An 18,389-nucleotide genomic window follows, 5' to 3' on the forward strand; every position below is an offset into this window, starting at 1 on the left:
GCCCGGCCTGTCCGGCTCGGCTGAGGGGGGCTGGCGCCGCCTCTTCGGGTCTGCCTTGCGCGGGCTGCGGTCGGCTGTGTGTCCGGGCTGGGCCTGACGGGTGGGGCTGCGTCTGGTCTGCCGGGTTGCCCGATCTGGCTTTCTGGCCTGTCCGGTTCCGGTCAAGGGGGCTGGTGCCGCCCTTCCGGGTCTGCCTTGCGCGGGCTGCGGTCGGCTGTGTGTCCGGGCCGCGTCTGGTCTGCCCCGCTGTCTGGTTCGCCGGGCCTGTCCGGCTCCGGCTGAGAGGGCCGGGGGTGCCGGGGGTCAGGCCGCGTCGCGGTGGTTCGGGGTTCGGTGGCTTCCGGGGCTCTCCGGGGCGGTCGGGGGGAGCACCTGGGTCTCGTCCATGTCCTTGGGGGGCTGCTCGGGGGGCCAGGGTTCCGTGTCCTCCGGCGTCGCCGCTCCCCGCATGTCGCGCGGTTCCGTCGTCTCCGTCGGCTCCGCCTCGCGCTCGGGGAGAGGGATCACTTCCGTTTCCGGTTCCGGATGGGACGGGCCAGTGGGCGGTGCGCCCTGGCAGGAGGCGTCCGGCTGCCCCGGCTGTCCCGGGTGCCCCGGCTGACCCTGCTGCCCTGGCTGCCACGCCTGCCCGGGGTGGCCGTACGGGTCGGGACGGGGCTGGCGTACGGAACCGGTCGGCGGAGTCGGCCTGAAGTCCTGCTGCTTGCCGGGGTCGGCGACGGGCCAGGGGTCGCGCTGTCCGCCCTGCGCCCGGTACGGAGAATCCGGCTCCGCTCCCGGTTCCGGTTCCCACCCTTGGGCGGGCGGATGACCGGGGTTCCACGGCTGGGGCGGCGTCGAGCCGGGCGGCGCGGGCTCGTACCCGTAGCCGGGTCCGTACCCGTAGTCGCCGTCCGCCTCCTCGGCCGCCTCGCGGCGCCGTGCCCGCCGCCCACCTCGTCGGCCCCGCATCACGAGCGCGCCGACGAGCAGCACGACGCCTCCGGCAGCCGCTCCCGCCACCCCCGTGCCCAGCCCCTCGCCGCCGTTGCCGCCCGCCGTGAGGCTGCCCTCGGCCTGGCCCTGACGGACCATCCACAGCGCCGTGAAGCCGAGCACGAGCAGGCCCGCCAGCGCCGCCGGCGACTTGGCCCTCAGCAGCACGGCGACGACCGTGAGGAGGGCGCCGACGAGCATGGGCAGCAGCATGCCGGAGAGCGGCGTCGCGGCTCCTCCGGTGATGCCGCTGCCCGTGAACAGCTCGTCGACGCGGAAGTCGCGCCCGAGACGGCCGTCGTACCAAGGACGGAAGGGGCTCCATACGGCGGCCGTCGCTCCGATGAGGGCGAGCAGGGACCCGAGGATGTTCCGGATCATCGCCTCGCCTCGCTTTCCGGCGTCCTGACCTGCCCTGGAGCGGACAGGCGGGCGCCGAAGGGTGCGTCGTCCACGTTCGACGCTACGCCCGCGGGAACCGCCCCGCCACCGCTGACGTCCCCCACGTAAGCGTCCGGAGAGGCGGCGGGAGCGGCAGCCGTGCGAAGTCACATGCGTCTCTCAAGACACTTCCGTACCACCCGTCACAGCGCTGCTAGGGTGACGTGCGCTCGTCAAGAAGACGGGTACATGTCACTACTTTTGCGTAAGTAACGGGGAGTTGAAGAAGCGTGAAGCTTCGTCATGTTCGGGCGGTGGCCGTCTTCGGGGTCGCCCTCGTCCTGCTGACCGGTGCCCGCGGTTCGCACGGTGGAAGCTGCGGCAAGAGCGACAGCGACAGCAGCAGTAGCAGCAGCGGCGGCAGCGACGACGTGATCGGCACGACCGGCAGCACGGGCGACGTCGGCAAGGACGACCTCAGCGGCGGCACCTCGTCCACCGGGACCACGTCCTCCGGGACCACGTCCTCGGGCACGAGCACCACCGGCAGCGGCGGCAGCAGGAACGACGCCATGCGCGACATCCGGATCTCGGACTGCTCCTACGACGAGGCGACCGGCATCACCGCGAGCCTGTCCGCCAGCAACAGCACGTCGGAGACCGTCACCTATGAGGTGACGGTGAAGTTCACCGACGCCAACAGCGCGACGATCGCGACCGAGGACCGCACCATCGCCCTCGTCGAGGCGTATGGGACCGACACTCTGGACGTGTCCACCCCGTACGTGCCCGAGCAGGGCTCCAACGGCGGCGGCGAGTGCAAGGTCACCGACGTGTACCGCAAGACCTACTGAGCCGCGCGTACCGTCCCACGTCGCCTCAGCGCAGCCGGAACCCGGAACTCCGGGCGCCGAACAGCCCGGACTGCTGATCAGGCGGCAGATTGCCGAGCGCGATCAGGTGCGGGGCCTGGGCCATGGCCTGGCCCCGCACCGCCTCCTTGGCTGCCCATACGGCCCGTACCGTCCCCTGCACCGCCTCCGCCGGGTACGAGGCGAGCACGCGCGCGCAGCGCAGCGCCGCCTCCAGTGCGCCGCCCGGCGGGGTCAGTTCGGAGACCAGGCCGACGTCGTACGCGCGGCGCGCCGAGATCCGTTCCGCCGTCCCCATCAGCGCCATCCGCGCCACCTCGCCGAGCGGCATCCGCTGGGCCATGGCCATCGCCTCGTACGCGCTGACCATGCCGTACGTGGTGTGCGGGTCGAAGAACGCGGCCTCCTCGGAGGCGATCAGGAACTCCGCCTCGCCCAGCAGGTAGAAGGCCCCGCCGCACGCCATCCCCTCGACGGCGGCGATGACCGGTATCCACAGGTCGTTGGCCTTGGGGCCGATGGTGAGCAGGGGGTCGTCGAGGGCGTAGGGGGAGTGCGGTTGACGCGCCCCCGCCGCCACGGCCGCCTCGCGGTCGATGCCGGTGCAGAACGCCCGGCCGCCCGCCCCCGTGACGACGGCGGCGCGCACCGAGGGATCGGTGCGGAACCCGCGCCATACGGCGGCCAGTTCGGCCGCCCCCTCCAGATCGATCGCGTTGTGCCGCGCTGGGCGGTCGAGGGTGACGACGGCGACACCGTCCACGGTCTCCGTCCGGATCATGGACCCCGCACCGGTCTCGTCTCCGCCTGTGCCCTCGCCCCCGCCCCCCGTCACGGCCGCTCCAGCAGCCAGCGCGGCACGTGGGTGCCGTCGGGGAGGCGGGTGAAGGCGACCTTCACGGGGGCGCCGATGCGCAGGCGGGACGGGTCGACGGAGTTGAGGGGCGCGTCGGGCGAGGCCACGAGGTTGCCGACGAGCCGGATGTGCGGGGCCTCGGCCAGCTCCACCACGATCGCGTTGTACGGCGCCTGTTCGGCGTACCCGGGAAGCAGCGGCGGATGCGGGACGACGTACGACCACACGCGCCCCCGCCCGCTCATCCTGCGCCACTCGCTCGCGAAGGAGTGGCAGTACGGGCAGCAGGGCCGGGGCGGGAAGCGCAGCTCCCCGCAGGACTCGGCGGCACACGCCTGGACGCGCAGTTCGCCCTCGGCGGCGTACCGCCAGAAGGGGGCGCCGTCGTCGTCGCTGACAGGTGACAATAGTTGATTAACAGAATCTGTCATCTGTTATCTGTCCTCCCAATTTCAGATTCCGGATTTCCCATCCCGGATTCCCGGCTCCCGCTCCCGAGCCCATCCCCGCCTCTCGCCCCGCCCCCGTTCAGTTCCGCAGCAACAGCGCCGATGTCGGCACCCCTTCGCCCGCCGTGACCAGGCACGTCGCGGCGTCCGGCACCTGGGCCGTCGAAGTGCCGCGGAGCTGGCGGACGCCCTCGGTGATCAGGTTGAAGCCGTGGACGTACGCCTCGCTGAGCCCGCCCCCGCCCGTGTTGATGGGCAGCCGCCCGCCGATCTCCAGGGCCCCGCCCTCCGTGAAGGCGGCGCCCTCGCCCCGGTCGCAGAATCCGTAGCCCTCCAGGGAGAGTGGTATCAGCGGCGTGAACGCGTCGTAGATCTGCGCGACGTCCACATCCTGTGGGCCGAAGTCGGCGGACTTCCACAGGTGTTCGGCCGCTGTCCAGGAGGGGCCCGTGAGGGGGTCGTCGTTCCAGTAGTTGACCATCCCGTGGTGCTGCGCGGGCAGCCCCTGGGCGGCCGAGTGGACGTAGACGGGGCGCTGTCGGCAGTCGCGGGCGCGGTCGGCTGAGACGAGCACGCAGGCCAGGGCCCCGTCCGTCTCCAGGCAGTTGTCGAAGAGGCAGAGCGGTTCGCTGATCCAGCGCGCCGTCATATACATCTCGCGGGTCAGCGGCCGCTCGTACATCATCGCGGCCGGGTTCTGGTTGGCGCGGTTGCGGCAGGCGAGCGCGACGTTGAAGAAGTGGTCGCGGGTGGCGCCGTACTCGTGCATGTAGCGCCGCGCGAGCATCCCGATCTCGTCCGCCGGGCGCAGCAGCCCGAAGGGGCGCGTCCATTGGGCAGGAGTGGGCAGTTGGACACGGGTGTTGGTCCACGGCCGGGCCCCTGAGCCGCGCTTGCGGGAGCGCCAGGCGACCCCGACCGTCGCCTGGCCCGTCGCGATGGCGGCGGCCAGGTGCGCGACGGTGGCGCAGGAACCGCCGCCGCCGAAGCCGACCTTGGAGAAGAAGGTCACGTCACCGGCGCCGATGGCCTTGGCGACCTCGACCTCGTCGGTCTCCTCCATCGTGTACGAGGCGAGCCCGTCGACCTCGGACGGCGCGATGCCCGCGTCGTCGAGTGCGGCGAGGATCGCGCGGCAGGCCAGTGCCTTCTCGGATTCGGGGAGGTTCTTGGCGAAGGGGGTCTGGCCGGCCCCCACGATCGCCGTCGCGTCCTTGAGGTCGTTGAGCGCTGCCCCCATCGCCACCTCCGGGCGTATCCGCGTGTGTGCCTGTCCAGGGCGTGGCCGTCACCCCGCCGCGTCCGGGACTGCTGACAGCGGAGGAGGCTACAGCTAATCTGACGGATAGTCAGCTAGTAACCGGCTACTCGGCGGGAGACTTGCATGCGCGAGACGGCGTCCTCCCGGGGCGAAGCCCCTGGCCCCCGGCCCCCGGCCACCCACTGGCGCGCCATTCCGGACCTCGTCCGCGACGCGGCCCGGCGCTACGCGGACCACGAGGCGGTCGTCGACGGCCGCACGCGGCTGACCTACGCGCAGCTCGGCGCGCGCGTCGAACGCGCGGCAGCGGCCTGCGTCGCCGCGGGCCTCGCACCGGGGGAGCGGGTCGCCGTCTGGGCGCCCAACACCGTCGACTGGATCACCGCGGCGCTCGGCGCGGTGACCGCGGGCGGCGTCCTCGTCCCCGTCAACACCCGCTTCAAGGGCACCGAGGCCGCGTACGTGCTGCGCCGGACCCGCGCCACGATGCTCTTCGTCACCGGGACGTTCCTGGGGACCTCGTACGTGGCGTCGCTGCGGCGCGCCGCGTCGGAGGTACCGGAACCGTCGGAGGCGCCGGGCCTGTCGGAGACGCCGGAGAGTGCCACCGTGTCCGGCGAAGGACCGCTGCCCGGTCTGCCGCACCTGCGTACCGCGGTCGTCTTCTCCGACGACGCGCCCGAGGGCTTCCACACCTGGAGCGGGTTCCTCGCGGGCGGCGCGGACGTGCCGCCCGAGGCCGTACGGGAACGGGCCGACGCCATCGACCCGTCCTCCCCCTCCGACATCACCTTCACCTCGGGCACCACGGGCAACCCCAAGGGCGCCGTCATCACCCACGAGCAGACCCTGTGCGTCTACGACACCTGGGCGGGGCTCGCGGGCCTGGAAGAGGGCGACCGCTATCTGATCGTCAACCCGTTCTTCCACACGTTCGGGTACAAGGCGGGGATCATCGCCTGTCTGACGCGGGGCGCGACGATGATCCCGCAGCCCGTCTTCAGCGTCGAGACCGCGCTCGCGCACATCGCGGCGGAGCGCGTCAGCGTGATGCCGGGGCCGCCGACCCTCCACCAGTCCGTGCTGGACCACCCGCACCGCGCGCAGCACGATCTGTCCGCGCTGCGCCTGGTGGTGACGGGGGCCGCGGTCGTGCCGCTGGAGCTGGTCGAACGGCTGCGCAGCGAGCTGAAGATCGCCACCGTGCTCACCGCTTACGGGCTCACCGAGGCCAGCGGCACCGTCACCATGTGCCGCCAGGGCGACCCCGCCGAGATCATCGCGGGCACCTCGGGCCGCGCGATCCCCGGTACCGAGGTCCGTGTCGTCGCCTCGTCGGGTGCCGTTCAGCCACCAGGCGAACCCGGCGAGGTCCTCGTGCGCGGCTATCACGTGATGTCGGGGTACTTCGAGGAGCCGGAGGAGACGGCGAAGGTCCTCACGCCCGACGGCTGGCTGCGGACGGGCGACGTCGGCGTCATGGACGCGGACGGCAACCTCCGCATCACCGACCGGATCAAGGACATGTTCATCGTCGGCGGCTTCAACGCCTACCCCGCCGAGATAGAGCAGCTTCTCGCCCGCCACCCCTGCATCGCGGACGTCGCCGTCGTCGGCGTGCCGGACGGGCGGCTGGGCGAGGTCGGCAAGGCGTTCGCCGTACGGCACGAGGGCGCGACGGTGACGGCCGACGACCTCATCGCCTGGTCACGCCGGGAGATGGCCAACTACAAGGTGCCGCGCGAGGTCGAATTCGTCGACCGGCTGCCGCGCAACGCGAGCGGCAAGGTGCTGAAGACGCGGCTGCGCTCCGGGGGTTGAGCGAGGGGCGCGTCCCGCGTGGCTGCGCGATTCCGCGTCGGTACGCCGGAATACGGGGCGGGCGGGAGAAGCTGAAGACTGCGCGCCCGGCGCACCGCCGACCGGGCGCGCGTCTCCCTGACAGCTACGGCACGTTCCGCGAAGGAGCACGACATGGCCCTGTCCCGTGAAGAACGCGAACACTTCCTCGCCGAGCCGCACATCGGCGCCCTCTCCGTAGCGCGGGAGGAGGCGGACCGGGCACCGCTGACCGTCCCCATCTGGTACCAGTACGCACCCGGCGGCGAACTGTGGATCATGACGGGCCGCGACTCCGTCAAGGCCAGGCTCATCGGCAGCGCCGGCCGCTTCACGATCATGGCCGACCGCCTGGAGCCCACGATCCGCTACGTCTCCGCTGAGGGCCCGGTCACCGAAACCTCCCCGGCCACCCAGGAAGCGCTCCGCGAGATGTCAGCCCGCTACCTCCCGCAGGAGAAGGTGGACGGCTACGTGGCCTGGTCCTGGAAGGAGCACGGCGAACAGATCATCATCCGCATGCGCCCCGAACACTGGGTGAGCGCGGACCTGGGGACGGTATAGCCGACGGAAGAGACCGGGGCGCTACGGTCCTTGCCCCATGCCCGGCGCTGGGCTCAGGAGGTGCGGTCGCGTCCTAGGTGGCTTGGGCGACGGCCGGTCCCTGGTCCTCGGACGTCGGCGGGGCGACGGTCTGGTGGCGGTCCTCGGTGGTCACCGTGTCGGAGTCCGCGGCTAGCGTGGGCCCGGCCGAACCGACGGCCATCGCTATGGCTATCGCACAGGTCGCGATGATCTTTTTCGAACGGGTCATAGAGAGACTCCTCCCAAGGGGAACGGGCTTGACCTTTGGTGCTGCGCGTGACGCTAGTCGCATAATGTTCGGACGAATCCGGTCATGGCTGGAACTCACCATGAAGTGACGGGTTCTGATATCCGTATACCCGCATCTGTCCCTCTTGCGCACACGCGCGGGCCGTCACCGGCGACTCCCCCTCTCCGTCGCCGATGACGGCCCACGCATGTCCCCCGTGGTGGTTGGTCTTAGCTGGCGGGCTCGCTCGACTGGTGACGGTCCTGCGTACCGACGGTGCCGACCGTGGCCTCTTCGTTGGCGGGCTCGCTCGACTGGTGACGGTCCTTGGTGGTCGGGTTGTCGTCGGTCGTGGTCTTCTTCTCGTGAGTACCCATGGTGAATCCCCCTGTTTCTATTCATTTGGGTGACGGTGCCCGCCCGGCGACTCCCCCGTGGGTCGCCGGACGGGTGTTGCAGGACCGCATACCTTAGTCGGTCTGCGGCCTTCCCCCATCGGTCCGCCTGCCCCCCGACGCGACGGATCGATTGCAATGAGCATGGCGGGTGGCGATAAACGATCGATGAACGTCCGGTTGGCGGACTGTCTCAGGCGGCCACGGTGGGGCGGAGCAGCTCCCTGACCTCGCTCGCCTCAGCGGTGCCGAGTTCTTCGAAGATAGCGAGAGCGTCGCGCCAGCAGGCACGGGCACGGTCGCTCTGCCCCAGGGCGTCCAGCGCCTTGCCGAGTACGAGCAGGAACGTTCCCCGCCGCCATTCCCCGCCGATCCCGCGCAGCGCGAGGGCCCGCTCCGCCTGTGCCGCCGCCTGGGCGGGCTTGTGCGTCGCGAGATACACCTCCGCCAGCCGGAAGTGGGTCATGCCCTCCCACAGGTGCTGACGGCTCTGGCGGAAGATCTCCAGTGCTTCGAGGAACTTGTACTCCGCTTCCTGGAAGCGGTGGGCGGCGACGAGTGTGATCCCCAGCGCGTAGAGACCGTTGGCCAACCGCATGGAGACATCGAGCTGGCGGTAGATGACGACCGCCTGCTCGGCGAGCTGGACCGCGCTGGAGGCCCGTCCGGTGCCGACGTGCGAGCGAGCGAGGTTACACAGTGCGCTGGCCTCGGACGGCTTGTTCGCGTACTCGCGGAACCGGTCCAGCGCCTGCCGGATGTATTCCTCGGCCTCGGTGTGCCTGCCCTGGTAGTTCGCGACGATCCCGCGGTCGTTCAGCGCGTACGACGAGGAGATCGGGTCCTCGGCCGCGAGCCCGAGGACGCCCGCCATGCGGGCCTCGTCGTCCGCGCGGTCGAAGGCGCCCGTCGTCAGGTGGAGCCCCGTCAGCACCGAGCGGGCGCGGGCCTCGGCGTGGGTGTCCCCGGCCATCTGGGCGGCCTTCTTCAACGTCTCCGCCGCCTGCTCGTACTGGCGGACGTTGATGCCCGCCTCGCCCAGATCGCTCGTGGCCATCAGCAGGTCCACCGCGCGGCGCAGCGTCGGACCCGAGGCGAGCTGGCGGGCCGCTGCCAGGAAGCAGCCGGACTCGGCGAAGAGCCAGTCGATGGCCGTGCTCTGGTCGGCGAAGGCGAGGCCCGGGCAGGCCGTCGTCGCGAGGTGTTCCACCAGGCGCTCGCCAGGACGCTCCAGGGCGTGCACGTTCCGTGCCGTCGCGAGGTAGAAGTCCAGCAGCCGGGAGAGCGCCGCGTCCCGTTCGCTCGGCGGCTGTTCGTCGCGCTCGGCGCAGGCGCGGGCGAAGAGGCGGACGAGGTCGTGGAGGCGGTAGCGGCCGGGGGCCGCTGACTCCAGGAGGGAGGTGTCCACCAGGGACTCCAGCAGGTCCTCCGTCACCGCCGGGTCGCGGTCGAGCATGGCCGCGGCCGCCTGGACGGAGATGTCCGGGCCGTCGGCGAGGCCCAGCAGGCGGAAGGCGCGGGCCTGTTCGTGGTCGAGCTGGCCGTAGCCGAGTTCGAAGGTGGCCTTGACCGCTTGGTCGCCCGCCTGGAGTTCGTCCAGGCGGCGGCGCTCGTCCGCGAGCTTGGAGGCGAGGACGGAGACGGTCCAGGTGCGGCGGGCCGCGAGCCGGGCCGCCGCGATGCGGATGGCCAGCGGCAGGAACCCGCACGCGGCGACGACGTCCATCGCCGCCTGCCGTTCGGAGGTGACGCGCTCCTCGCCCACGATGCGGGTGAAGAGGGTCATGGCCTCCTCGGGGCTCATGACGTCGAGGTCGACGAGGTGCGCGCCCGCGAGGTCCACCATGCGGGCCCGGCTGGTGATCAGTGCCGCGCAGCCAGCCGTGCCGGGCAGCAGGGGCCTGACCTGCGCCGCGTCGCGTGCGTTGTCGAGGAGGGTCAGGACGCGGCGGCCCGCGAGGAGGGAGCGGAAGAGGCCCGCGCGTTCCTCGACGCCGTCCGGGATGGCGGAGTCCGGCGTGCCCAGCGAGCGCAGGAACGCGCCGAGCACGGCCTCGGGTTCGGCGGCCGAGGGGCCCGCGCCCTGGAGGTCCACGTACAGCTGTCCGTCGGGGAAGTGCTCGGCCGCCGCGTGGGCGACGTGGACGGCCAGCGTGGTCTTGCCGACGCCGCCGATGCCCGCGACGGCGGAGACCGCCATCACGGTGCCCTCCGCCTCCCCGAGCTGGTCGCTCAGTTCGGCGACGAAGGAGGCGCGCCCGGTGAAGTCGGCCACCGTGGCGGGGAGCTGCGCCGGGCGGGTCAGGGTGGGGACGCCGGTGCTCTCGGGCTCGTCCGGGTTGTGGTTGAGGCCCTCGTCGGCCTCCAGGATGCGCTGTTGCAGCTCGGAGAGTTCGATGCGCGGATCGACGCCCAGTTCGTCGGCGAGCAGGCGGCGGGTGTCGGCGTAGACGGCGAGGGCCTCGGCCTGCCTGCCGCTGCGGTAGAGGGCGAGCATCAGCAGTTCGCGCAGCCGCTCGCGCAGCGGGTGCGCGGCGGTGAGCGCGGTCAGTTCGCTGACGGCCTCGGCGTGGCAGCCGACCTGGAGGTCGAGATCGAGCCGGTGTTCCAGCAGGCTGAGGCGCCACTCCTCCAGCCTGATGCGCTGGGTCTCGGCGTAGGGGCCGGGGACGTGGGCCAGCGGCTCGCCGTCCCACTCGTCCAGGGCCGCGTTGTACTGGGTGCGGGCGCGGCAGCGGTCGCCGCCGGCCGCCGACTTCTCGGCGTCGGTGGCGAGGGCCGCTGCGGTGTCCACGTCCAGGACGGCGTCGGCGGTGGCGCGGATCGCGTAGCCGCCGGATTCGCTGACGAGTACCTCGGCGTCGGCGCCGAGTGCCTTGCGGATGCGGGACGCGTACGTGCGCAGCGCGGCCTTGGCCTGATCCGGTGGCTCCTCGCCCCAGATCGCGTCGATCAGCTCCTCGGCGGTGGCCGTGTGGCCGCCGCGCAGCAGGAGGGCCGCGAGGAGGGCGCGCTGCTGCGGGGAGCCCATGTTGAGTGCCTGGTCACCGCGCCAGGCACGGACGGGTCCGAGCACGGCGAAGCGCAGCCGTCGTTCCTGCTGCTCGGGTTCGCGTCCCCGGTGCCCCTCGGCGCCCATGGTGCCCCCTGCGTTCTGCGCTCCACTCCGCAGGGCCAGTTTGCCTTGTCATCGGCGATTACGTCAGCTCGGTACCGGCCTCTCTACGAGGTCCCCAAATTTCGCTGGCATTCCGCTAGCTGACGGATCGTCAGATCGGGGTTACCGTGGACGCCATGGAGACCTTCCCGAAGATCATCTCGGTGGACGACCACACGGTCGAACCCCCCAACGTCTGGCAGGACCGGCTCCCGTCGAAGTATCAGGACATAGGTCCCCGTATCGTCCGGGCGCCGCTGAAGGAGATGACCTTCGTCGGCGGGAAGTTCGCCCCCCTGATGGGGGGTCCGGGCGACGCGGGCCCGGTGGCCGACTGGTGGGTCTACGAGGACCTGCACAGGCCGCTGACCAGGCTCGATACGGCCGTCGGCTACGACAGGGACGAGGTCAGGCTGGAGGCCATCACCTACGAGCAGATGCGCCCGGGGTCCTTCAGCGTGAAGGACAGGCTCGCGGACATGGACGTGAACCACGTCCAGTCGGCGCTCTGCTTCCCCACCTTCCCGCGCTTCTGCGGACAGACCTTCACGGAGGCCAAGGACCGTGAACTCGGCCTGCTCGGGGTGCGCGCGTACAACGACTGGATGGTGGAGGAATGGTGTGGGCCCGAGGCGGGCGGACGCCTGATCCCCCTCACCCTCGTACCGCTGTGGGACGCGGAACTGGCCGCGGCCGAGGTGCGGCGCAATGCCGCGCGAGGAGTCCGCGCCGTCTGCTTCAGCGAGATTCCCCCGCACCTGGGTCTGCCCAGCATCCACGGCGATGAGTGGGACCCGTTCCTGCGCGCGTGTGACGAGACGGGCACCGTCATAGCCATGCACATCGGCTCCTCCAGCCGGATGCCGTCCACATCCGCCGACGCGCCCCCGGCCGTCGGCTCGACGATCACCTTCGCCAACTGCTGCTTCTCGATGGTCGACTGGCTGATGAGCGGCAAGTTCGACCGCTTCCCCGGACTGAAGATCATGTACGCGGAGGGCCAGATCGGCTGGATCCCGTACATCCTCGAACGCGCGGACGTGGTCTGGGAGGAGAACCGGGGGTGGGGCGGCGTCGCCGAGAAGGTGCTGCGCCCGCCGTCCGAGCTGTTCGCCGATCATGTCTACGGCTGCTTCTTCGACGACGCGTTCGGCCTGAAGAACATCGACGCCATCGGCGTACCGAACGTGCTCTACGAGACGGACTACCCCCACTCCGACTCCACCTGGCCCAGGTCCAGGGAGGTCGGCGAGGAGCAGATGGGGCATCTGGCGCCCGATCTGGTGGAGCGGATCGTGCGCGGCAACGCGATCTCGCTGCTGGGGCTCACGCCGGACGGGCTGTGGGCCGGAGCGTGATCCGGGGCCGGGGCCGCCCGCGGTCGGGCGGCCCCTCCCCGTCACACGGTGCGGTGCGGTGCGGCGGCGTCGGCGCGTTCCGCGTCAGTTCAGCAGCACGGGAAGCGTCGCGGGCCCGTCCGAGATGAACGAGGTGATCGGGACGATCTCCTCCGGCGGAACCGCCAGGCGGATGCCGGGGAAGCGCGCGAAGAGCGCGGGCAGCGCCGTACGGGCCTCCACCCTGGCCAGCGGCGCGCCCAGGCAGAAGTGCACCCCGTGCCCGAAGGACAGGTGCTCCTTGTCGGTGCGGGTGACGTCGAAGGCGGACGCGGTCGGCCCGTGCTTCTCCGGGTCGCGCGCCGCCGCCGCGTAGGTGGTGAGGATCGCGTCGCCCCGGCGGATCGTGCCGCCGTCGGGGAGCGCGATGTCCTCGACGGCGAAGCGCAGCGGCAGATTGGAGATGCTGGGCGCCCAGCGCAGCGTCTCCTCGATGACGTCGTCCCACGTGGCGCCGCCTTCCAGCACCAGCTTGAGCTGGTCGGGGTGGGTGAGGAGCGCGTGGACGGCGTTGGCGATGAGGTTCACGGTGGTCTCGTGGCCAGCGCCGATCACCAGCATCAGCGTGTCGATCAGCTCGCTCTCGCTCAGCCGCGAACCGTCCTCCTCGTCACGCGCCGAGACCAGCACGCTGGTCAGGTCCTCGCCCGGCTCCCGCCGCTTCAGCTCGGCCAGCGCGCCGAACGCGATCCGGATGTCCCGCGCGGTCTCCGCCGCCTCCTGCGGGGTGGCGGAGGTGTCGAAGACCCGCTCCACGATCCGCCGCACCTCCGGCTGGTCGCGCTCGGGCACCCCGAACAGCTCGCAGATGACCCGCATCGGCAGCGGGTGCGCGTAGGCGGCGCGCAGATCGACGCTCTCGCCCTCCGGCTGCTCCTCCAGCGCGCCCAGCAGATCCGCCGTGATGGCCTCGACGCTGGGGCGCAGCCCCTCGGTGCGGCGCGCCGTGAAGGCGGGCGCGACGAGTTTCCGCAGCCGTCTGTGGTCGGTGCCGTACGCGGTGAACATGTTGTCCACGTCGATCCAGGCCCGTACCCAGGTGTCCCTGAACTCGCCGCGCTGCCAGGCGGGCCAGTGCTTGCGCGGGTCCTTGGAGACCCGCGCGTCGGTCAGCAGCTCCTTGAGCAGCGGGAAGCTGTTGACGGACCAGGCGGGGATGCCCGAGGGCAGCTCTATCCGGGCCGCTGGCCCGAACCGGCGGAGGCGGTCGGCCTCGCCGTGGATGTCGCTGCCTGCGGGGTCGATGACGAGGGGCTGCTCTTCCACGGGGTGGCTCCCGCCTGGTCGGGGACGATGGGCGTGAAACGGGCGGGCAGTTCGGCGAGGGCACGGTGGAAGGGGCCGTTGCGCCACTCCAGCGTGTCGAAGGCCACCCGCAGTTCGATGTCGGAGAGCCAGGCCGTGAGCCGCTCGATCGCGGTCGTCGCGATGAGCAGCGCGGGCCGGTGCACAGGGCAGGAGTGCGGCCCCGCGGCCCACGCCAGGTGCGCGCCGCCGCCGGAACCGCCGGTGCCGCCGCCCTGGCCGGGGGCCGTGCGCCCGTGCTGGGTGTTGGCCGCCGCGTAGGAGACGAGCACGAGCTGGCCCTTGCGGATCCAGGTGCCGTGGAACAGCACGTCCCTGGTGGGGAAGTGCGCCGAGTAGTTGGAGATCGGCGGCTCGTTCTGGAGGACGTCGAGGATGGCGTCGCGCGGGGTGAGGGCGCCGCCGGAGAGGGTGCTGTAGTAGCGGTCGTCGGAGAGCATCCGGGCGAGCGCGTTGCCGATCAGGTTGGTCGTCGGCTCGTGCCCCGCGCCCATCGTCAGGACGATCTGGTGGATGACCTCCTCGTCGCTGAGGCCCGCCGGGTGGTCCATGAACCAGGAGGTGAGGTCGGCGCCGCGCTCCCGCTTCTTCGCCGCTGCCAGCTCTCCGATGTAGCTCTCGAACGCCGCGTTGCCCGCGGCGGCCTCCTCCGGGGTGTTCGCCTCGAAGAGCGCGGAGAGGGCGCTGACCAGCCGGTCGCTGTAGGAGTCGGGCAGTCCGAAGACACGGTTGAACAGCAGCAGCGGCAGCACCCGCGCGTACTGTGAGATCAGGTCGGCCTCGCCGTCGGCGCCGAACCTGGCGATGAGGGAGTCGGCCAGCTCCTGCACGTGCCCGCGCATGACGTGGGGTTCGATGCGGTCGAAGCTGTCGGTGATGACCTGCCGGTAGCGGGTGTGGGCCTCGCCGTCGCTGAAGAAGACGTTGGGCCGCCACGACATCATGGGCCGGATCGGCGAGTCCTCGGGGATCGTGTCCTGCCAGACCCGCGAGTCCTTCGACCAGGTGACGGGGTCGTGCAGCAGATCCAGCGCGGCGCGGTAGTCGAGGACCAGCAGCGCGCCCACGCCCGGCGCGACCTCCACGGGCGCGAGGGGGCCGTAGACGCGGAGGCGGTCGTAGACGCCGTGCGGGTCGGCGGCGAACTCCGGGCCGTACAGCGCGGTGACCTCGCTGCCGGGCGGCGCCATGGGCGGCGGCATGACGCCGGTGGCGCGGGAGGCGCCGGGGCGCCCCGGGGGCGGGCCGTGCCTGCGGGGCGGGGGCGGGGGGTGCGGGGTGTTCACGCGGGCTCCTGGTGCTGTGCCGGTGCGCTGCCCGGGGCCTGTGCCTGTGCCTGTGCCGACGACGGGTCCGGGGGCGGGGGCGGGGTCTGCGGGGTGTGGGAGAGGACGTGGCCGACGAGCGCGATCAGCGCGTCGGCCGACTGGTCGCGGTCGCGCGCGTCGCACAGCACCAGCGGGGTGTCCGGGTCCAGATCGAGGTGGTCGCGCAGGGTGTCGACGCCGTGCGAGGGCGAGTCGGGGAAGGTGTTGACGGCGACCGCGTACCGCAGCCCCGCCTCCTCGATCATGTCCATCACCTCGAAGGAGTCCGCCAGCCGCCGGGTGTCGGCCAGCACCAGGGCCCCCAGGGCCCCGCGCGCGATGTCCTGCCACAGCGGCCTGAACCGCCGCTGGCCCGGCGTGCCGAACATGTAGAGCACCAGGTCGCCCGGCAGGGTGCGCCGCCCGAAGTCGATCGCGACGGTGGTCGTGGACTTCTCCCTGACCCCCGCGAGGTCGTCGACGAGCGCCCCGGTCTGCGTCATCACCTCCTCGGTGTGCAGCGGAGCCGTCTCGGACAGCGAGCGGATGAACGTCGTCTTGCCGACCCCGAACGGCCCGGCGACCAGCAGCTTCACCAGCGTCTTGGCGGAAGGGTCCAGATACATGCCGTCGGACGCCGAGCCCGGCTCGGGGCCTGGACTAGGACGACTTGAGAGTGCGGAGTCCATCGAGAACTTTCTCCAGAATCTGCCGCTCGGGCAGTTCGGCATCGGGTATCGGCGCACGGGCCTGGAGATGGCCCGCGTCGACCAGGTCGGCGGCGAGGACCCGCACGACACTGACCGGCAGCCGCAGATGAGCGGCCGTCTCGGCCAGGGAGAGCGCGCCGGGGAGGAGCAGCTCCAGCAGCCGCCGCTCCTCCGGCCGGAGTCCGCCCGGCAGCGTGCCCGCCGAGCCGGACAGCACGGTCAGCCGGTCAAGGGTGTTGCGGCTCGGCCGGGCGCGCCCTGACGTGGCCAGGTAGGCCGGGACGAGGCGCCTGCTGTCACGGGGTGGCGGACTCATGCGGGCGCGTCGTGCGGAGACCGGTCGGGGGCGTCGTCGCGGGGCGGCGCGTTCATGGTCTTGGCACCGAGCGTCGCCACCTGCACCTGCATGTGGTGGGTGACGACGCCCATGTTGACCTCGGGCTCGGCGAACACGGCCAGGCAGGTGTTCTCACCGGCCGGGATCGCGAAGACCCAGCCCTGGTCGGACTCGATCACGGTCTGCCGCAGCTTGACCCCGAAGTCGCCGCTGAACGCGACGGTGGTGGTGCGGGCGGCGCCCTGGAGGGCGGACATCATGGCGGCCACGCCCTCCGCCGCCTCCCGCTCCAGGCCGGGCGAAGCCCCCTCGATGAGACCGTCTCCTGAGATGACGGCCGCGTGGACGACGTGGGGCAGGTCCAGGAGCGGGGCCAGTACCCAGGACGTGTCCTCTCGGACGGACCTGCGTGCGGGGGATGTCATGCGGGGGAATTCCCTTCGGACTCACGGGGGTCGGCGTCGGACTCGGTACGGGGACCGTCGTACGGGGCACGGGGTGCGGGCACGGACGTGGGTTCGGGTATCTGCTCGGGCAGCGGCGCGCCGCCGTGGGAAGCGGAGGCGGAGGCGGCGGACTCGCTCTCCTGGACCGCGGCGCGGCCCGAGGCCGTGCCCTGCTGGAAGGCGGCCCAGCGTGCCGCGCTCTCCCGCGCGTCGGGCTGCGGCGCGGGCTCGGAGCGGCGCGAGGAGTAGCCGGACTGGGCGGAGTGCGAGGAGTGCCCGTACGCCTCGTGCGCGCCCTCGCCCTCGCCGCCCGCGCGGGCGTGCGCACCGGAGGACTGCGGCGCGCCGCTCTCCTCCGGCAGGGCGCGGCGCCTGCGCCTGCGCGGCAGTTCGGCCTCGGCCGACGCGGGCTCGGGCTCGGGTGCCCCCGCCGGGACCTCGGGTGCCGCGGGCGCTGGCGCCGCCTCGGGCGCCCTCGTCGAGCGGCCCCGCACCGGGAGGCTCGCGCCCTCCGGCGTGGCCGGGACGGACGACGCGCTCGTCGGCGGCAGGGGCGCCATCGCGGACACCGGGTGCTCCTCCTCGTCCAGCAGGGTCAGCAGCGGGTCGCCGGGGATGTGCACGATGGCCCGGACGCCGCCGTACGGCGAGGTCTCCACATGGGTGCTGAACCCGTACTGCCGCACGAGCCGGCCCACGGCGGCGAAGCCGCTGCGCGGCGGGTCGCCCAGTTCGGTGATGAGCACCGCCTCCTGGCCGCCCATGAGCCGCTCCGCGCGGCGCAGTTCGTCGCCGTGCATGCCGACGCCCGCGTCGTCGATGATCACAGAGGCGCCCCGGTTGCCCTGCTGGAGGGTGACGGCGACGGGCAGATCGGGGTGGGAGTAGTGCAGCGCGTTGGCCAGCAGCTCCGTCAGCGCGACGGCGACGGGCTCCACGGCGCGCGCGACCACGCCCACGGGGTCGCGCAACTGGTTGGTGACCTGGATGCGCTCGTAGCCGTTGAGGCGGGAGCTGGCGCCGACGACGATGTCGGCCAGGTGCGAGTTCTGCCGCGTCAGGCCGGGCCAGGCACCGCAGACCACGGCCGTGGACTGGATGCGGCGCAGCGCCTGCTCGTTGAGGAAGTCGGCGGCGAGGAGGTCCTCGGCGACGGCGGGGTCGTCGTAGCGCTCCTGCATCCGCTGGAGCAGCGTCTGGAGCTGGTACAGCAGCGCCTGGATCGTGGTCGCCGCGCCGCGCAGTGCGGCCTGTGCGGCGGCGTCCACGCGCAGCCGCTCCTTGTCGACGGCGTCCCTGAACTGGTCGAGGACGGTGGTGAGGGCCTGGTCGAGGCCGCTGCCCACGGTCTCGCTGTGGAGCGGGCCGCGCACGGGGACGTCGGTGTGGGACATGGCGACCGTCAGGTCGGGGATCCGGGCGCTCGACAGGTGCTGGACCTCGCTCTCGGCTGCCTGGAGCCGGGAGGTGAGGGTGGCGTTGTAGCGCGAGGCGGACCGCAGGTCCTGCTCGACGGAGTCGACGCGTGCCCGCAGGCGGCGCGCCTCCCCCCGCGCGCGGACGAGCAGCAGGGCCGTGACGATGGCGGCGACTGTGCCCAAGGCCAGGATGACGATCAGCGCCACCGGTATCTCGGTCATCGGTGTCCTCGGTCATGGAGTGCTGGGGACAGTGTTCGGTTTGCGGCGAGTGGCCGGTTCCGCCGGGGGCGGGGCGAGGCAGCCGGGAGGCGCGTAAATGCGCTTCACCGATTCCTCTTCAGTCACTCATGGTGCACCAGTTGACACCTGTGTACACCGCCTACGGTAAACAACGGTTGCCCGAGGCGCGCATCCGGATCATGCCAGCTTGCGTCGGGGGCCGCACTCCTCTTGTCTGATGGCCCGTC

17 protein-coding genes are annotated in these 18,389 nt (G+C 72.0%); 4 read left to right on the plus strand and 13 right to left on the minus strand.

Annotation, left to right across the window (positions count from 1 at the left end; translation table 11 throughout):
* Positions 1-303 precede the first annotated feature (303 nt).
* Positions 304-1,356 (minus strand): hypothetical protein, encoded by a 1,053-nt coding sequence (locus ACYVOO_RS38150; RefSeq protein WP_461020305.1) that lies wholly within the window; start codon positions 1,354-1,356, stop codon positions 304-306.
* Between the two features lie 290 nt (positions 1,357-1,646).
* Between ACYVOO_RS38150 and ACYVOO_RS38155 the strand changes: the two genes are divergently transcribed.
* Positions 1,647-2,210 carry a hypothetical protein gene (locus tag ACYVOO_RS38155; protein WP_461020306.1) on the plus strand — a complete coding sequence of 188 codons (564 nt, stop codon included), beginning with the start codon at positions 1,647-1,649 and terminating at the stop codon, positions 2,208-2,210.
* Between the two features lie 25 nt (positions 2,211-2,235).
* Here ACYVOO_RS38155 and ACYVOO_RS38160 read toward each other — a convergent pair whose 3' ends face one another.
* From ACYVOO_RS38160 to ACYVOO_RS38170, 3 genes are all read right to left on the minus strand, one after another.
* On the minus strand, positions 2,236-3,009 hold the full coding sequence (locus ACYVOO_RS38160) for an enoyl-CoA hydratase/isomerase family protein (protein WP_461020307.1): 774 nt from the start codon (positions 3,007-3,009) through the stop codon (positions 2,236-2,238).
* Positions 3,010-3,059: 50 nt separating this feature from the next.
* Positions 3,060-3,515, minus strand: coding sequence for a Zn-ribbon domain-containing OB-fold protein (locus ACYVOO_RS38165; RefSeq protein WP_461020308.1), 456 nt, complete (start codon positions 3,513-3,515; stop codon positions 3,060-3,062).
* A 97-nt stretch (positions 3,516-3,612) separates the two neighbouring features.
* A complete protein-coding gene (locus ACYVOO_RS38170; protein WP_453344854.1) occupies positions 3,613-4,773 on the minus strand; it encodes a lipid-transfer protein in 1,161 nt (386 codons plus the stop codon).
* Between the two features lie 144 nt (positions 4,774-4,917).
* Between ACYVOO_RS38170 and ACYVOO_RS38175 the strand changes: the two genes are divergently transcribed.
* Positions 4,918-6,615 (plus strand): fatty acid--CoA ligase family protein, encoded by a 1,698-nt coding sequence (locus tag ACYVOO_RS38175; protein ID WP_461020309.1) that lies wholly within the window; start codon positions 4,918-4,920, stop codon positions 6,613-6,615.
* Positions 6,616-6,768: 153 nt separating this feature from the next.
* Positions 6,769-7,197, plus strand: coding sequence for a pyridoxamine 5'-phosphate oxidase family protein (locus ACYVOO_RS38180; RefSeq protein ID WP_461020310.1), 429 nt, complete (start codon positions 6,769-6,771; stop codon positions 7,195-7,197).
* A 73-nt stretch (positions 7,198-7,270) separates the two neighbouring features.
* Here the strand turns inward: ACYVOO_RS38180 and ACYVOO_RS38185 are convergent, their stop codons facing one another.
* The 3 genes from ACYVOO_RS38185 to ACYVOO_RS38195 form a co-directional block, all read right to left on the minus strand.
* Positions 7,271-7,447 carry a hypothetical protein gene (locus tag ACYVOO_RS38185; protein ID WP_453344857.1) on the minus strand — a complete coding sequence of 59 codons (177 nt, stop codon included), beginning with the start codon at positions 7,445-7,447 and terminating at the stop codon, positions 7,271-7,273.
* A gap of 230 nt (positions 7,448-7,677) precedes the next feature.
* Complete coding sequence (locus ACYVOO_RS38190; protein WP_461020311.1) at positions 7,678-7,824, minus strand: hypothetical protein; 147 nt, start codon at positions 7,822-7,824, stop codon at positions 7,678-7,680.
* A 211-nt stretch (positions 7,825-8,035) separates the two neighbouring features.
* Positions 8,036-10,981: an AfsR/SARP family transcriptional regulator gene (locus ACYVOO_RS38195; protein ID WP_461020312.1), complete on the minus strand. Its 2,946-nt coding sequence runs from the start codon at positions 10,979-10,981 to the stop codon at positions 8,036-8,038.
* Positions 10,982-11,136: 155 nt separating this feature from the next.
* On the opposite strand from ACYVOO_RS38195, the gene ACYVOO_RS38200 reads away from it, so the two are divergent.
* Positions 11,137-12,357, plus strand: a complete 1,221-nt coding sequence (locus ACYVOO_RS38200; protein ID WP_461020313.1) for an amidohydrolase family protein — start codon at positions 11,137-11,139, stop codon at positions 12,355-12,357.
* Between the two features lie 84 nt (positions 12,358-12,441).
* Here the strand turns inward: ACYVOO_RS38200 and ACYVOO_RS38205 are convergent, their stop codons facing one another.
* From ACYVOO_RS38205 to ACYVOO_RS38230, 6 genes are read right to left on the minus strand one after another with little or no spacing between them, the layout of a single operon-like run.
* Positions 12,442-13,662: a cytochrome P450 family protein gene (locus ACYVOO_RS38205; RefSeq protein WP_461020314.1), complete on the minus strand. Its 1,221-nt coding sequence runs from the start codon at positions 13,660-13,662 to the stop codon at positions 12,442-12,444.
* Positions 13,569-14,987: a cytochrome P450 gene (locus ACYVOO_RS38210; RefSeq protein WP_461020315.1), complete on the minus strand. Its 1,419-nt coding sequence runs from the start codon at positions 14,985-14,987 to the stop codon at positions 13,569-13,571. The genes ACYVOO_RS38205 and ACYVOO_RS38210 overlap by 94 nt, the downstream gene beginning before the upstream one ends.
* Positions 14,984-15,697, minus strand: coding sequence for a GTP-binding protein (locus ACYVOO_RS38215; RefSeq protein ID WP_461020316.1), 714 nt, complete (start codon positions 15,695-15,697; stop codon positions 14,984-14,986). The genes ACYVOO_RS38210 and ACYVOO_RS38215 overlap by 4 nt, the downstream gene beginning before the upstream one ends.
* The gene (locus ACYVOO_RS38220; RefSeq protein ID WP_461020317.1) at positions 15,669-16,034 is read right to left on the minus strand and encodes a DUF742 domain-containing protein; all 366 of its coding nucleotides are present in this window, start codon (positions 16,032-16,034) and stop codon (positions 15,669-15,671) included. Before ACYVOO_RS38220 ends, ACYVOO_RS38215 begins: the two co-directional genes overlap by 29 nt.
* Positions 16,031-16,480 (minus strand): roadblock/LC7 domain-containing protein, encoded by a 450-nt coding sequence (locus ACYVOO_RS38225; RefSeq protein ID WP_461020318.1) that lies wholly within the window; start codon positions 16,478-16,480, stop codon positions 16,031-16,033. The genes ACYVOO_RS38220 and ACYVOO_RS38225 overlap by 4 nt, the downstream gene beginning before the upstream one ends.
* The gene (locus tag ACYVOO_RS38230) at positions 16,477-18,141 is read right to left on the minus strand and encodes an ATP-binding protein (protein ID WP_461020319.1); all 1,665 of its coding nucleotides are present in this window, start codon (positions 18,139-18,141) and stop codon (positions 16,477-16,479) included. The genes ACYVOO_RS38225 and ACYVOO_RS38230 overlap by 4 nt, the downstream gene beginning before the upstream one ends.
* Positions 18,142-18,389: the final 248 nt, after the last annotated feature.

It is taken from the genome of Streptomyces daliensis (assembly GCF_054782395.1).